Source organism: Streptomyces phaeofaciens, assembly GCF_014648915.1.
GTDB lineage: Bacteria > Actinomycetota > Actinomycetes > Streptomycetales > Streptomycetaceae > Streptomyces > Streptomyces phaeofaciens.
Map to the genome: position 1 here is coordinate 587,576 of NZ_BMSA01000002.1, position 13,765 is coordinate 601,340.

General features: G+C 72.2%; 16 protein-coding genes. 8 read left to right on the forward strand and 8 right to left on the reverse strand.

The genetic code is table 11. The features are described 5' to 3' along the window. Positions 1 to 228: 228 nt before the first annotated feature. Positions 229 to 1,197, reverse strand: coding sequence for a diacylglycerol/lipid kinase family protein (locus IE275_RS06140; protein ID WP_189708355.1), 969 nt, complete (start codon positions 1,195 to 1,197; stop codon positions 229 to 231). A 183-nt stretch (positions 1,198 to 1,380) separates the two neighbouring features. Between IE275_RS06140 and IE275_RS06145 the strand changes: the two genes are divergently transcribed. Next, the gene (locus IE275_RS06145) at positions 1,381 to 1,827 is read left to right on the forward strand and encodes a hypothetical protein (protein WP_189708357.1); all 447 of its coding nucleotides are present in this window, start codon (positions 1,381 to 1,383) and stop codon (positions 1,825 to 1,827) included. A gap of 31 nt (positions 1,828 to 1,858) precedes the next feature. On the opposite strand, the gene IE275_RS06150 is transcribed toward IE275_RS06145, so the two are convergent. From IE275_RS06150 to IE275_RS06160, 3 genes are all read right to left on the reverse strand, one after another. Next, positions 1,859 to 2,959, reverse strand: coding sequence for an RNA polymerase sigma factor SigF (locus tag IE275_RS06150; protein WP_189708359.1), 1,101 nt, complete (start codon positions 2,957 to 2,959; stop codon positions 1,859 to 1,861). Continuing rightward, the gene (locus tag IE275_RS06155) at positions 2,956 to 3,369 is read right to left on the reverse strand and encodes an ATP-binding protein (protein ID WP_019058277.1); all 414 of its coding nucleotides are present in this window, start codon (positions 3,367 to 3,369) and stop codon (positions 2,956 to 2,958) included. The genes IE275_RS06150 and IE275_RS06155 overlap by 4 nt, the downstream gene beginning before the upstream one ends. A gap of 317 nt (positions 3,370 to 3,686) precedes the next feature. Beyond that, positions 3,687 to 3,947 (reverse strand): UBP-type zinc finger domain-containing protein, encoded by a 261-nt coding sequence (locus IE275_RS06160; RefSeq protein WP_189708361.1) that lies wholly within the window; start codon positions 3,945 to 3,947, stop codon positions 3,687 to 3,689. 60 nt (positions 3,948 to 4,007) lie between these two features. Between IE275_RS06160 and IE275_RS06165 the strand changes: the two genes are divergently transcribed. Next, positions 4,008 to 5,606, forward strand: coding sequence for a Na+/H+ antiporter (locus IE275_RS06165; RefSeq protein ID WP_189708363.1), 1,599 nt, complete (start codon positions 4,008 to 4,010; stop codon positions 5,604 to 5,606). A gap of 20 nt (positions 5,607 to 5,626) precedes the next feature. Here the strand turns inward: IE275_RS06165 and IE275_RS06170 are convergent, their stop codons facing one another. Beyond that, entirely contained in the window at positions 5,627 to 6,514 is an 888-nt protein-coding gene (locus IE275_RS06170; protein WP_229870121.1) for a 1-aminocyclopropane-1-carboxylate deaminase/D-cysteine desulfhydrase, read from the reverse strand. A 174-nt stretch (positions 6,515 to 6,688) separates the two neighbouring features. Here IE275_RS06170 and IE275_RS06175 point away from each other — a divergent pair, with 174 nt between their 5' ends. The 4 genes from IE275_RS06175 (at position 6,689) to IE275_RS06190 (ending at position 10,438) form a co-directional block, all read left to right on the forward strand. Continuing rightward, positions 6,689 to 8,095, forward strand: a complete 1,407-nt coding sequence (locus tag IE275_RS06175; protein ID WP_189708367.1) for a family 2B encapsulin nanocompartment shell protein — start codon at positions 6,689 to 6,691, stop codon at positions 8,093 to 8,095. Then, positions 8,092 to 9,198, forward strand: coding sequence for a family 2 encapsulin nanocompartment cargo protein polyprenyl transferase (locus IE275_RS06180; RefSeq protein WP_189708369.1), 1,107 nt, complete (start codon positions 8,092 to 8,094; stop codon positions 9,196 to 9,198). Before IE275_RS06175 ends, IE275_RS06180 begins: the two co-directional genes overlap by 4 nt. Before the next feature lie 653 nt (positions 9,199 to 9,851). Then, entirely contained in the window at positions 9,852 to 10,187 is a 336-nt protein-coding gene (locus IE275_RS06185; RefSeq protein WP_189708371.1) for a DUF952 domain-containing protein, read from the forward strand. A 53-nt stretch (positions 10,188 to 10,240) separates the two neighbouring features. After that, positions 10,241 to 10,438: a hypothetical protein gene (locus tag IE275_RS06190; RefSeq protein ID WP_189708373.1), complete on the forward strand. Its 198-nt coding sequence runs from the start codon at positions 10,241 to 10,243 to the stop codon at positions 10,436 to 10,438. 9 nt (positions 10,439 to 10,447) lie between these two features. On the opposite strand, the gene IE275_RS06195 is transcribed toward IE275_RS06190, so the two are convergent. Continuing rightward, positions 10,448 to 11,206 carry a VOC family protein gene (locus tag IE275_RS06195; protein ID WP_189708374.1) on the reverse strand — a complete coding sequence of 253 codons (759 nt, stop codon included), beginning with the start codon at positions 11,204 to 11,206 and terminating at the stop codon, positions 10,448 to 10,450. Between the two features lie 156 nt (positions 11,207 to 11,362). After that, positions 11,363 to 11,755: a superoxide dismutase, Ni gene (gene sodN / locus IE275_RS06200; RefSeq protein ID WP_189708376.1), complete on the reverse strand. Its 393-nt coding sequence runs from the start codon at positions 11,753 to 11,755 to the stop codon at positions 11,363 to 11,365. 146 nt (positions 11,756 to 11,901) lie between these two features. Between sodN and sodX the strand changes: the two genes are divergently transcribed. Beyond that, on the forward strand, positions 11,902 to 12,336 hold the full coding sequence (gene sodX / locus IE275_RS06205; protein ID WP_189708378.1) for a nickel-type superoxide dismutase maturation protease: 435 nt from the start codon (positions 11,902 to 11,904) through the stop codon (positions 12,334 to 12,336). On the opposite strand, the gene IE275_RS06210 is transcribed toward sodX, so the two are convergent. Continuing rightward, positions 12,240 to 12,869 (reverse strand): CGNR zinc finger domain-containing protein, encoded by a 630-nt coding sequence (locus tag IE275_RS06210; RefSeq protein WP_189708380.1) that lies wholly within the window; start codon positions 12,867 to 12,869, stop codon positions 12,240 to 12,242. The genes sodX and IE275_RS06210 overlap by 97 nt on opposite strands. 101 nt (positions 12,870 to 12,970) lie before the next feature. Between IE275_RS06210 and IE275_RS06215 the strand changes: the two genes are divergently transcribed. Further along, complete coding sequence (locus IE275_RS06215; RefSeq protein ID WP_189708382.1) at positions 12,971 to 13,729, forward strand: class I SAM-dependent methyltransferase; 759 nt, start codon at positions 12,971 to 12,973, stop codon at positions 13,727 to 13,729. Positions 13,730 to 13,765: the final 36 nt, after the last annotated feature.

Genomic DNA, 13,765 nt, shown 5'->3' on the forward strand with positions numbered 1-13,765 from the left:
GTTCGCTGGCGTGGTCCTGTGGATTGAAGAGGGGTTCTGGTGATCAGTGGAGGCTGGTGTTGCGGGCCGTCCCGATCGCCATGAAGAGACTCGCAAACCTCGGCGACGGATACAACCCCTTCCGGAAAGTTTTTTTTGATTCCTCGGTGTCGACTAGGTCACAGCCGTACTTCCATGGGGTGGACCCTGGCCTAAACGTTCGAGTGAAAGGACTTCAGCCCTTTCTGCTCACACAATCACACGCAGTGCATGGCGTACGCCTGTGAACGTCACGCTCGTACGCAGTCCGAGGTGGTCGCCGTCCATCTGGAGGGGCAGAGGCGCCTTCGAATGCAAGGTGAACTGGTCCAGGTCGTGGAAGGAGTGGGCGTGCTTGCCGTGCGGACCGCGCTCGGGGGACGAAGTGAGCAACTGGGTGCCATACCGGGCAACCGCGGCAGTGGACAGACGGCTGAGACCGAGTACGTCGAGCCCTGTATCGAACGAGGCCTTAGGCGACGCGTACACCGGGCGATTGCCCAGATAGGTCCACGGAGCCGTGTTGCAGACTATGGACAGCACCAAATCGGTCACCGGATCCGCGCCCGGCCGCTCCAGTGTGATCGACCCGTGCCGGCGGTGCGACTCGCCGAGGAGCTGGCGCACGGCCTGCCGGAGATAGAGCGCGTGGGTGGACTTCCGGCCGCGCTCCCGGTGCTGCTCGACCCGGCCGACGACCCCCGCGTCGAACCCGAGCCCGGCGTTGAAGGTGAACCAGCGCGAGGGCACCGCCTCGTCCTCGGAGCCCGGCGTGCCCGAGACGACACCCAGGCCGACCGTGCGCTGGCGCTCCTCGCGCAGCGCGTCCAGCAGGGCGCCGGTGGCCTCCACCGGATCGTTGGGCAGACCCAGGGCGCGGGCGAAGACATTGGTGGAGCCGCCGGGGACCACCGCGACACCGGGCAGGTTCTCCGGGTCGGGGCCGGCGTGCAGCAGACCGTTGACCACCTCGTTGACGGTGCCGTCGCCGCCGAGGGCCACGACCATGTCGGTGTTCCCGCTCTCCGCGGCCTGTCGTGCCAGGTCACGCGCGTGCCCGCGGTACTCGGTGGTGACCGCCTCCAGCTTCATCTCGCTGGCGAGCGCGTGGATGAGGACGTCACGCGTCCGTGCACTCGTCGTCGTTGCTGCCGGATTGACCACGAGAAGTGCACGCATGGGTTGCAGCGTACCTACTGGGTGGTACCCGGCACAGGCCGAGGCCGTGATCGGACAGGAGATCGCGGGGTGAGGCTCGACACGAGCGCCGCACGTCCGGGCGGGCCGGTGCTCCGAGGAGAGGCCGTCGGCCGGCGCGCGGGCGGCCGGGGAACCGTGGGCCCCGACGGCTACCCTTCAGGGGTGAGCAGTGAGCAGAGCCCCGTCGCCCCCGAGACCGCAGGCGCCCGCCCGCGCCGTCTGACCTACGCCGCCGCGCTGACCGGCCTGGAGGGGCTGGCGCTGGTCGTCGGCGGGATCTGGATCCTCGTCCTGGGGGTCACCGGCGCCCCGGACGACCGGCAGCAGGCCGTCACCGGCGGGATCACGCTGATCGTGCTCGCCCTGCTGCCGCTGCTCGCCGCGCGCGGGCTGCTGGGGATGCGCAGCTGGAGCCGCGGACCCGCCGTCATCACACAGATCATGGCGCTGCCCGTGGCCTACAACCTGCTCCAGGCCGACAGCATGGCGATCCCGGCGGGTATCGCGCTCGCGGCCGTCGCCGTCGCGGCGCTCGTCCTGCTCGTCAACGGAGAGACGACCCGGGCCCTCGGGATCCGGGGGCCGGGCAACGTACAGGACCAGAGGTAGCCCCTCGGGGGCTTCCCCTCGCCTTCCTTCGTCACTCCTCGACCAGCAGCTTCTCGCGCAGCTGCGCCAGCGTGCGTGCCAGCAGCCGGGAGACGTGCATCTGCGAGATGCCGACCTCCTGCGCGATCTGCGACTGGGTCATGTTGCCGAAGAAGCGCAGCAGCAGGATCCGCTTCTCACGCGGCGGGAGATCCTCCAGTAGCGGCTTGAGCGACTCCCGGTACTCGACGCCCTCCAGCGCCTCGTCCTCCGCGCCCAGCGTGTCCGCGACCGCAGGGGACTCGTCGTCGGTGTCGGGCACGTCCAGGGACAGCGTGGAGTACGCGTTGGCGGACTCCAGGCCCTCCAGGACCTCCTCCTCCGAGATGGCGAGCTTCTCGGCCAGCTCGTGGACCGTGGGGGAGCGGCCGTGCTGCTGGGACAGCTCCGCCGTCGCCGTGGTCAGCGCGAGACGCAGCTCCTGGAGACGCCGCGGCACCCGCACCGCCCAGCCCTTGTCGCGGAAGTGCCGCTTGATCTCGCCGACGACCGTCGGGGTCGCGTAGGTGGAGAACTCCACGCCGCGCTCCGGGTCGAAGCGGTCGACCGACTTGATCAGTCCGATGGTGGCGACCTGGGTGAGGTCGTCCAGCGGCTCCCCGCGGTTGCGGAAGCGGCGCGCGAGATGCTCCACGAGCGGCAGGTGCATCCGGACCAGCCGGTTGCGCAGCTCCGCGTACTCGGGGCTGCCGTCCTTCAGTCCGCGCAGCTCGACGAACATCGCCCGTGCCCCGCTGCGGTCCCCTTCAGGACGGGGCTCGTGCTGCGTGCCCGGCACGCGGTGTTCGTCGTCTCGCTGGTGCTCGCTCATCGTCCCGCCCGTCGCCCTCTGTCGAGCCCTGGCCTCGGCAGCCCGGCCGGGGGAACCCCCCATCCGCCTCTCCTGAGGCGAGCCGTCCTGCACGGCATCATCCGGGAGACCGGCCTCCGCGGAGGCCGGATCGTCCTCCGGGTGCGGCCTGGCCTGCTCGGGAATGCCGTCGATGCCATCCGCCGTCATGCGTCGGGAACCGCCCGGAGAGACTGTGTCCTCGGCCGGCAGCTCCCGTGTGCCGCGCTCTTCGTCCCGCACCGGCCCGTCCCCGTTCCTCACGCCGGCCCGGGTCCCGCGCCGCGCTGTTTGTAGAGGCTGATCGACACGGTCTTGTCCTCGTCGACGGCCGAGGAGACCTTGCCCGCGAGGGCGGACAGGACGGTCCAGGCGAAGGTGTCCCGCGCGGGGGCGTGGCCGTCCGTGGTCGGCGCCGAGACGGTCACCTCGAGCGAGTCGTCGACCAGCCGGAACACACAGCTGAGTACCGAGCCCGGCACGGCCTGCTGGAGCAGGATCGCGCAGGCCTCGTCCACCGCGATGCGGAGGTCCTCGATCTCGTCCAGGGTGAAGTCCAAACGGGCCGCGAGGCCGGCCGTGGCCGTCCGCAGCACCGACAGGTAGGCACCCGCAGCCGGCAGCCGGACTTCCACGAAGTCCTGGGTCGCGGGCTCGCCTGCGATCTGGGACACCCTCACCTCCAAGGTGGTACAAGCTTTTCGGGGCCGAGGGTCGCCCCCCGGCGTAACGCGTGGGTGGTGCAGCGGTGACGCTACCGCGCTCTCCGGTCTCCCGTCCCGGGACCCCAACCCCCTGGCGTCACTCACAGTAAAGCTGTGAACACGCTCCGTGTCTAGGGGGTCTGCGGACCCAAAAGGGAAGAGGGCGCGCCGGGTTGACGTACCCAGGCGTCAGATGGTCGAACCGTACCCGCCGGACGGCCGGGCCGTCTCACGAGTACGGCGCTCGGACCGTCTCAGAACTGAAACGAACGGGCGGCCGTGGATGTTCACACCAGAACGTGATCGACGAAGCACCACCGCCAGTTCTCGCCGGGTTCGAAGGTACGCATCACCGGGTGCCCGGAGTCCTTGTGGTGCTCCGTCGCGTGCCGGGCGGGCGAGGAGTCGCAGCAGCCGACGTGGCCGCACGTCAGGCACAGCCGCAGCTGTACCGGGTGGGTGCCGTCGCGCAGACACTCGGGACACGTCTCGCCGAGCGCGACGGGTTCGGGGTCGGGCAGCGCGTCGGCGTGCGTGCACTGTTTCATGATTGCCAGATTACGACGGGTGTGCGGACGACCGCGCGGAAAAACGAGGGCGGGCAAGACATGGACGTGATGCCACTGCTGTTGCTGGTGGCGGGCAGTGCGGCGATCGCGGCCGCGGCCCGGCGCACCCCGGTGCCGGCGCCGCTGCTGCTCGTGGCGGTCGGCCTGGTGGTGTCGTACGTGCCCGGGGTCCCGGACTACACCCTGGACCCCGACGTCGTCCTGCCGCTCCTGCTGCCCCCGCTGCTGTACACCTCGGCGACCGACAGCTCCTACCTGGACCTGCGAGCCCAGCTGCGGCCGGTGGCCCTGCTGTCGGTCGGCTACGTGCTCTTCGCGACGCTCGTCGTCGGCTGGGCCGTGTACCTGCTGGTGCCGGGGCTGCCGCTGACCGCGGCGCTGGTGCTGGGCGCGGTCGTCGCGCCGCCGGACGCGGTCGCGGCGACCGCGGTGGCCCGCCGGGTCGGCCTCCCCTCACGGATCACCACGATCCTCCAGGGCGAGTCCCTGCTGAACGACGCCACCGCGATCACCGCCTACAAGGTGGCCCTCGCGGTCGTGGTCGGCGAGGGCGCCTCCTGGGCCGGCGGCATCGAGGAATTCCTGGTGGCGGCGGTCGGCGGGGTCGCCGCGGGGCTGGTCCTGATGGCCCCGCTGCACTGGCTGCGCACCCATCTGAAGGAACCCCTCCTCCAGAACACGCTCTCCCTGCTGATCCCCTTCGTCGCCTACGCGGCCGCCGAGCAGTTCCACGCCTCCGGTGTGCTCGCCGTGGTCGTCGTCGCCCTCTACCTGGGGCACCGCGCGTGGGAGGTCGACTTCGCCACCCGCCTCCAGGAGGAGGCCGTGTGGAAGATGGTGGCCTTCATCCTGGAGTCGGCGGTCTTCGCCCTGATCGGCCTCCAGCTCCCGGTCGTCCTCAGAGGACTCGGCGACTACGAGGGCCTGGACGCCGCCTGGTACGCGATCGCCCTGTTCCTGGTGGTCGTCGCGGTCCGCTTCCTGTGGGTGTACCCGGCGACCTTCCTGCCGCGGCTGCTGTCGGCCCGCATCCGCGCGCGGGAGGAGAACCCCACCTGGCGCGGGCCCATCGTGATCGCCTGGGCCGGGATGCGGGGCGTGGTCTCGCTGGCCATCGCCTTCTCCATCCCGCTGACCGTGGACCACGGCGAGGGGCCCTTCCCGCACCGCAACCTGATCCTGTTCCTGACCTTCACCACCGTCATCGGCACCCTGGTCGTGCAGGGCCTGACCCTGCCCCCGATGATCCGGCTGCTGAAGTTCCCCGAGCCCGACCCGCAGGCCGCCACGCTCGCCGAGGCCAACGCCCAGGCGCAGGCGTCCCGGGTCGCCGAGGAGCGCCTGGACGCCCTGCTGGCGGACGAGCGCAACACCCTGCCCCCACCGCTCGCCGACCGGCTGCGCAGCGTCCTGGAGCGCCGCCGCAACGCCGTCTGGGAGCGCCTCGGCCAGGCCAACCCGGTCACCGGCGAGACCGTCGACGACACCTACCGCCGCCTCGCCCGCGAGATGATCAGCGCCGAGCGTGAGGTCTTCGTCCGCCTCCGCGACGGCCGCTACATCGACGACGAGATGCTGCGGGCCCTGCTGCGCCGACTGGACCTGGAGGAGGCGGCGGCCTACCGGGAGGCCACGTAGCCGCTCGGCCGGGCGAGCGCTCAGGCGGGGAAGGGTGCCCCCGTCACGACCGCCGCGAGGCGCGTCCCGCGCGGGAACGCGCCCTCCTCGACGAGGGCGACAAGGGCGTACAGCGACTTGGCGACATAGAGACGCTCGACCGGGATCCCGTGGCGCCGCTCGAAGTCCGCGGCGAAGGAGTCGAGCTCTGCGGGAACGCGCGCGTAGCCGCCGAAGTGGAACCGGTCGTCGAGACGCCAGGCGCCGCGCCGGGCGCCGAAAGCCTGCTGCTGGAGGGCCTGTATCTCCTCGCCGAGGAAGCCGCCCTTGAGAACCGGAATGCCGACGGCGCGCTGCTCGGGGGCGAGCCCGGCGGCCAGCCCGGCGAGCGTGCCGCCGGTGCCGCACGCCAGGACGACGACATCGGCACGGCCGCGCAGCTCCTCGCCCAGGGCCCGGCAGCCGCGCACGGCGAGCGTGTTGCTGCCGCCCTCGGGGACGACGTACGCGTCCTCGGCGCCGGCCGTCCGCAGGACCGTCGCCAGGGTGTCCGGCTCGGCCTTGCGGCGGTAGGTCGCGCGGTCGGTGAAGTGCAGGCGCATGCCGTCGGCCGCGCAGCGGGCCAGGGACGGGTTCAGCGGCCGGCCGGCCAGTTCGTCGCCGCGCACCACGCCGACCGTGGGCAGTCCGAGCAGCCGGCCGGCGGCCGCGGTGGCGCGCAGGTGGTTGGAGTAGGCCCCGCCGAAGGTGAGGAGCGTCCGGCCCGCCGCCCGCTCCAGGTTGGGCGAGAGCTTGCGCCACTTGTTGCCGATCAGCTCCGGGTGGATCAGGTCGTCGCGCTTCAGCAGCAGCCGCACGCCGTGCCGGGCGAACCGGTCGTCGGCCACCTCCTGGAGCGGGGAGGGCAGGCGGGGGCGCAGGTCGGTCACCCGGTCATTGTCGAACATCGTTCGCGGAAACGTCCCTCTTCCCGGCTCCGCAATGATCCATTCCCGCTCTTTCGGGTAATGGCACGGGCACACACCGTGATGGAAGGCTGGCTCGCGTGAACAGTGCATCGGCGCAGTTCGGCGCCCGTGCATGATTTGGGAGGGCAATTTCTCATGTCGGTAGGCGAAGAGGTCCGCACGGATTCGGGCACGCCGCAGCAGAGTCTCGGCACCGCGGCCGCGCGGAACCTGGCCACCACGACCAAGTCCGCACCGCAGATGCAGGAGATCAGCTCCCGCTGGCTGCTGCGGACCCTGCCCTGGGTGGACGTGCAGGGCGGTACGTACCGGGTCAACAGGCGACTGACGTACGCGGTCGGCGACGGCCGGATCACGTTCGTCAAGACCGGCGACCGCGTCGAGGTGATCCCGGCCGAGCTGGGCGAACTGCCGGCGCTGCGTTCGTACGAGGACCAGGAGGTGCTGGCGGAGCTGGCCCAGCGCTGCCGGCAGCGGGAGTTCGGCCCCGGCGAGGTCATCGCGTCCTTCGGCAGCCAGTCCGACGAGGTCTACCTGCTGGCACACGGCAGGGTGGAGAAGGTCGGCACCGGCCCCTACGGCGACGACCAGGTCCTCGGGGTGCTCGCCGACGGCGCCTACTTCGGCGACCAGGCGCTGCTCGACGGCGACGCCATCTGGGAGTACACGGCCCGCGCGGACACCGCCTGCACGGTGCTGATCCTGCCCCGCCAGGAGGTCGAGCAGGTCGCGGAGCGCGCCGACACCCTGCGCGAGCACCTCCAGCAGCTCCGGGCGATCCCCGAGCAGCGCACCAACAAGTACGGCGAGAAGGAGGTCGACCTGGCCGCGGGCCACGCCGGTGAGCCGGACATCCCGCACACCTTCGTCGACTACGACGCCCGCCCGCGCGAGTACGAACTGAGCATCGCCCAGACCGTCCTGCGCATCCACACCCGCGTGGCCGACCTCTACAACCAGCCCATGAACCAGACCGAGCAGCAGCTGCGGCTGACGGTCGAGGCGCTCAAGGAGCGCCAGGAGCACGAGCTGGTCAACAACCGGGAGTTCGGGCTGCTCCACAACTGCGAGTACGACCAGCGGCTCCAGCCGCACGACGGCGTGCCCGGCCCGGACGACCTGGACGAGCTGCTCAGCCGGCGGCGCGGCACCAAGATGCTGCTCGCCCACCCGCGCGCGATCTCCGCGATCGGCCGTGAGCTGAACAAGCGCGGGCTGGTCCCCGAGACGATCGACATCGGCGGCAACCGGATCCCGACCTGGCGCGGCGTGCCGATCTACCCGTGCAACAAGATCCCCGTCACCCCGGCCCGGACCAGCTCGATCATCGCGCTGCGTCTCGGCGAGCAGGACCAGGGCGTCATCGGCCTGCGCCAGTCAGGCATCCCGGACGAGATCGAGCCGAGCCTGTCCGTCCGGTTCATGGGCATCAACGAACAGGCCATCATCAAGTACCTGGTGACGGCCTACTACTCGGCCGCCGTCCTCGTGCCCGACGCGCTGGGCGTCCTGGAGAACGTCGAGATCGGCCGCTGGCGGTGACCTCCGCCACCAGGCCGTACGGGACGCGCGGAACGCGGGGGTCCGTCGGGAGCCAGGGCGGGACCGGGCCGGGTGCGTCCGACGGGCAGGAGGCGGCGGCGATCCTGGAGCGCGCACGGGTGTCCGTCGACCCCGAACTGCGCGCGGCCGTCGACGCGTTGCCCGGACCGCTGCGCCGGATCGCGCGCTACCACTTCGGGTGGGAGCACGCCGACGGCACCCCGGCCACGGGCAACGCCGGCAAGGCGATCCGTCCCGCGCTCGTCCTCGCCGCGGCCGCCGCACTCGGCGGCCCGGCGGCCCGCGCGGCGGCCGTGCGGGCGGCCGCGGCGGTCGAACTGGTCCACAACTTCACGCTGCTGCACGACGACGTGATGGACCGGGACGCCACCCGCCGCCACCGCCCCACCGTCTGGAGCGTGTTCGGCGACGCCGACGCGATCCTGGCAGGGGACGCCCTCCAGGCACTCGCCCTCGGCATGCTCGCGGAGGACCCGCACCCGGCGTCCACGGCGGCCGTCGCGCGGGTCGCGGCCTGTGTGGTCGAACTCTGCGCCGGCCAGCAGGTGGACACGGCGATGGAGCGGCGCGACCCCGGCGAGGTCGCCCTCGACGAGGTGCTCGCCATGGCCGAGGCCAAGACCGGGGCGCTGATCGGGTGCGCCTGCGCGGTCGGCGCGCTGTACGCGGGCGCGGCGGAGGAGGACGTCGACGCGCTGGACGCGTTCGGCCGCGAGGCCGGGCTCGCCTTCCAGCTCATCGACGACGTCATCGGCATATGGGGCGACCCGCGGCACACCGGCAAGCCGGCCGGCGCGGATCTCGCCGTCCGCAAGAAGTCCCTGCCGGTGGTCGCCGCGCTGTCCTCCGGCACCCAGGCGGCCGTCGAGCTGGCCGCGTTGTACGCGGCGCCGTACGAGCCGGCCGACCTGGACCGCACGGCACTCGCCGTGGAACAGGCGGGAGGGCGGGCCTGGGCGCAGGACCAGGCGGCCGACCGGATGTCCCGGGCGATGTCGGAGCTGGCCCGGGCGATCCCGGACCCGGAGTCGGCGGGCGGCCTGCTGTCCCTGGCGGAGTTCGTGACCCGCCGCAGCAACTGAGACAGGGCGACGGGGCCGAAGGGCGACGGGCGGTGCCCCACAGGCGGGCGAACGCCCACGCCCCGGAACCCGGCACCCGTCCCGAGGCCGGCACCCGTCCCCACGAGCCGGTCCCCGTCCCCACGAGCCGGATCCGTCCCCACGAACCGGATCCCCACGACCGGGCACCCCTGCCCGGCGACCCGGCACCCGACCCCACGACCCCGATCCGGCACCCGGTGCCTTCACGACCCGGGTCCCCCTGACCCGGCACCCCGGACCCCGCGGCCCTGACTCCGTAGGGCGTCCGTGGCGCCGGCCCGACGGGTCCCGCACATCCCCACGGTGTGCGGGGCCCGCCCGTGTTCCCGCCGGGACACCTCTCGCCCCACCGGTGCTCCCGGGGGCTCCCCGCGATTTCCGGCCGACAGCAGGGAGCGCCGGCGCCCGGACCGCCCTACCCTGAGGGCATGGACAGGGAACAACGCAGCTGTCCCGCCTGTGGACAGTCCGTGCAGTCAGTCGTCCAGCGCCACAAAACGCTGGGCGCCTGGGTTCCGCGCTGGGTCGCGGGCCCCTGCCACAACCCGAAGTGCGAGGCGTACGTCGAGGAGGGAGTGGAGCCCGGACGGAATTCCGGCGCTCCCGTGCGGCCCACCGGTTAGCGTGAGCCCATGACCACACCCCTCCCGTACGTCCTGCACCTCACCGAGCGCGCCCTGTGGAGCGCGGCCCGCGAGCAGGGCGCCTACGCCTGGTCGACCCGCGGCCGCACCCTCGCCGAGGAGGGCTTCATCCACTGCTCGACCCGCGCCCAGCTCCCCAAGGTCGCCGCGTTCCTCTACGGCGCGTACGACGGCCCCGACGAGCTGGTGGTCCTGGTCGTGGACCCCGCCCGGCTGGATGTCCCGCTGAGGTACGAGGCCCCGGAGCCCGGCGGCGAGGAGTTCCCGCACGTGTACGGGCCGATCCCGGTGGACGCCGTCGTGGACGTGGAGCCCTGGCGGTGACGGCGGCGGGGGGAAGCCGGCGCCGACGGTGGCGGTGGGCCGTCGGAGTGTGGGTGGCGGCCGCGGTCGCCGGGGGCGCCCTGACCCTGTGGCTCCAGGACACGAACGGACAGGCGGAACGGCCGTCCGGGGGGCCCACGCCCCAGGAGTCGGCCGCGCCGCTGCTCAGCGCGGAGGTCGACGAGGACGACGCGTGTCCCCGGGATCCGGACGGCGGGGTCGTGCTGTGCATCCGGGCGACGGGCCGTTAGCGGGCGGGCTCAGGCGTCCGCTCGCGGCAGTCCGCCGGTCTCCGCGTCGCGGCCGGTCAGGCAGTACAGGCCGCCCGCCGGGTCACGCATCACCGTCCAGTGGGGCTGTTCGGCGACGAGGACCGCGCCGAGCCGCTCGTGCCGCGCGCGGACGGCGCCGATGTCCGGTCCGCTCGCCAGGTCGAGGTGGGCGGCGGCGGGTGCCTCGCCGCCGAGGCGCTGGAGCAGGATGCGGATCGGCAGCCCGGCCGGGGGCTCGACCACATGGAACTCGGGCCGGGAGCCGGCCCGGGACGTCCAGTCGGGCAGCAGGGCACCGAGGAAGGCGACTTCGGCGTCGTACGCGGAGGGTGGGACGTCGAGGCAGACCTGGTCCAGGCGGCTGCCGGCGACCACGGGCGGCCGGACCGACTCGCCGTGCCACGGCACCACGCAGAACGACTGCCCGCCGGGGGAGCGCAGTACGGACCATCCGTCGTGCGCGGCCACGGTCGTCGCGCCCAGCTCCAGCGCCGCCGCGACGAACCCGGGCACGTCCTCGACGGCGAAGTCGAGATGCGCGCCGCCCTCCGTGCCGGCGACCCCCTGCACCTTCACACAGGCGTCGGCGCCCTCCGCGAGCAGCGTGACGAACTCCTCGCGCTCGCCGCGGAACGCGGACAGCCGGGTGTCCGTGACGGCCGTCCAGAAGTCGCACGCCCGCGCGAAGCGTTCGGCGGGCCGGTCGGCGAAGGCGTACGTCCAGCGGACGCGGGTGCGGGAGTCCATGCGGTGATCGTAGACAGGCCCCGGGGCGGGCCTGGGGCGGGCCCGGGGCTGGCGTACGAAAAGGGCCCGGTCGACGACGTGCGTCGACCGGGCCCTTTTCCGAGAACCCCCGGGCCCGCGGTGGTGCACCGACCGCCGGTGGGGGAGGCCCGGATGTCAGGCCTTGGTCTCCCAGAAGATGCGGTCGATCTCGGCGATCAGCTCCAGGGCCTTCTCACCGGTCTTCGGGTCGGCGGACGCCTTGGCGGCCGACAGGGCCTTCAGGGTGTCGTTGACCAGCACGTGCAGCTGCGGGTACTTCTCGAAGTGCGGGGGCTTGAAGTAGTCGCTCCACAGCACGGAGACGTGGTGCTTGGCGAGCTCGGCGCGCTGCTCCTTGATGACCGTGGCACGCGCCTGGAAGTGCGGGTCGTCGTTGGCGGCCATCTTCTCCTGCACGGCCTTCACCGACTCCGCCTCGATGCGGGCCTGGGCCGGGTCGTACACGCCGCAGGGCAGGTCGCAGTGCGCGCTGACCTTGACCTTGGGGGCAAACAGGCGGGAAAGCATGGAGCGTTCCTTCCTCGTGATCGTCTTCTCAGGTGGGACATTACTCCCTGCGGGAAGGGTTTTCGCGAGTGCCCCCATGGGCTTAGGACAAAAGTCCGGGGTCAGACTGAGACTGGTGGAGGAACGGACCAGGGGAGGTGCCGGCGATGCCGGAGCTGTCGCAGGAGACCGAGCGCGGCAGGGTGGCCGCGCTGTTCGGACTGGCCGAGGTGACCGGTCCGTCGATGGTGCCCACGCTGTACCACGGGGACCAGCTGGTGGTGCAGTACGGGGCCAGGGTCCGGCCCGGAGACGTCGTCGTGCTGCGGCACCCCTTCCAGCAGGACCTGCTCGTCGTCAAGCGGGCCGCGGAGCGCCGTGAGGGCGGCTGGTGGGTCCTCGGGGACAACGCCTACGCCGGTGGCGACAGCACCGACTACGGGACCGTGCCCGACGAGCTGATCCTGGGCCGGGTGCGGCTGCGCTACCGGCCGCGCACGTCCGCTCAGCGCTCCCCGTTCGCGTGGGTGCGCTGGGCGTTCTCGGCCGCGAGGCCCGTGCTGTCCGCCCGGTCGGCCTCCAGGCGTTTGCGGGCGCGGTAGGCGGCCACGTTGGCGCGGGTCGCGCAGCGGTCCGAGCAGTAGCGCCGGGAGCGGTTGGTGGAGGTGTCCAGGTAGGCGTTGCGGCACGGCGCTGCCTCGCACAGGCCGAGCCGGTCGACGCCGTACTCCGTCAGATGGAAGGCCAGGCCCATGGCGGCGATCGCGGCGTAGCCCGCGGTCGCGTTCGACGGGTGGTCGGCCAGGTGCATGTGCCACAGCGGGCGGCCGTCGTCGTCGCGGAAGTCGTGGCCGGAGATCTGCGGGCTGACCGGGAACTCCAGCAGCAGCGAGTTCAGCAGGTCCACGGCGAGCGTCTCGTCGCCGCTGTCGGCCGCCTCGAAGACGGCGCGCAGCCGGGCCCGGACCGAGCGGAACCGGGTGACGTCCGCGTCGGTGGCGCGGCGGGCCGCCGACTGGTTGCCGCCGAACAGGTCGCGGACGGCCTCGACCGAGGTCAGCGAGTCCTTGCCCCGGGCCGGCTCCTCGCTGTTGACGAGACGGACGGCGTAATCCGAGTAATAGGCCAGTTCCACTTGTAGTCCTTACAGGGGAGCTCTAGGGTCGTGGGTGCGGTCGGGGTAACAGCTGATCGTGCATCCAGGGTATTACGCGGGCGACGGAGGGGAGTGCTCCCATGACCACGGGTACGGGAACCGACTGGCAGGCCTGGCAGGAGAGCTGGGACCGTCAGCAGGAGTGGTACATGCCCGACCGGGAGGACCGCTTCCGGATCATGCTGGACATGGTCGAGGCGCTCGTCGGCACCGCACCGCGCGTCCTCGACCTCGCCTGCGGCACCGGCACCGTCACCGCCCGGCTGCTCGCCCGCTTCCCCGACGCCACCAGCACCGGCGTCGACCTCGACCCGGCCCTGCTGGCCATCGCGGAGGGCACCTTCGCGGGCGACGACCGCGTCACCCTCGTCACCGCCGACCTCAAGGACCCGGACTGGCCCGCCCGGCTGCCGCACGACTCGTACGACGCCGTACTGACCGCGACGGCCCTGCACTGGCTGCACAGCGAACCCCTCGCGGCCCTCTACGGTCGGATCGCGGAACTCGTCCGCGACGGCGGTGTCTTCATGAACGCGGACCACATGATCGACGACTCGACGCCCCGGATCAACGCGGCGGAACGGGCCCAGCGGCACACCCGCATGGATCAGGCCAGGGTCGACGGCGCCCTCGACTGGGCCGAGTGGTGGCAGCTCGCCGCCCAGGACCCGGTCCTGGCCGCCCCCACCGCCCGCCGCTTCGAGATCTACGGCGAACACGCCGACGGCGACATGCCCTCCGCCGCCTGGCACGCGCGCGTGCTGAAGGAAAGGGGATTCACGGAGGCCCGGCCGGTGTGGGCGTCCCCCTCGGACACGCTGCTGCTCGCGCTGAAGTGACCCCGACGGGCCAGGAGGCGGTACGAAGGAATTCGT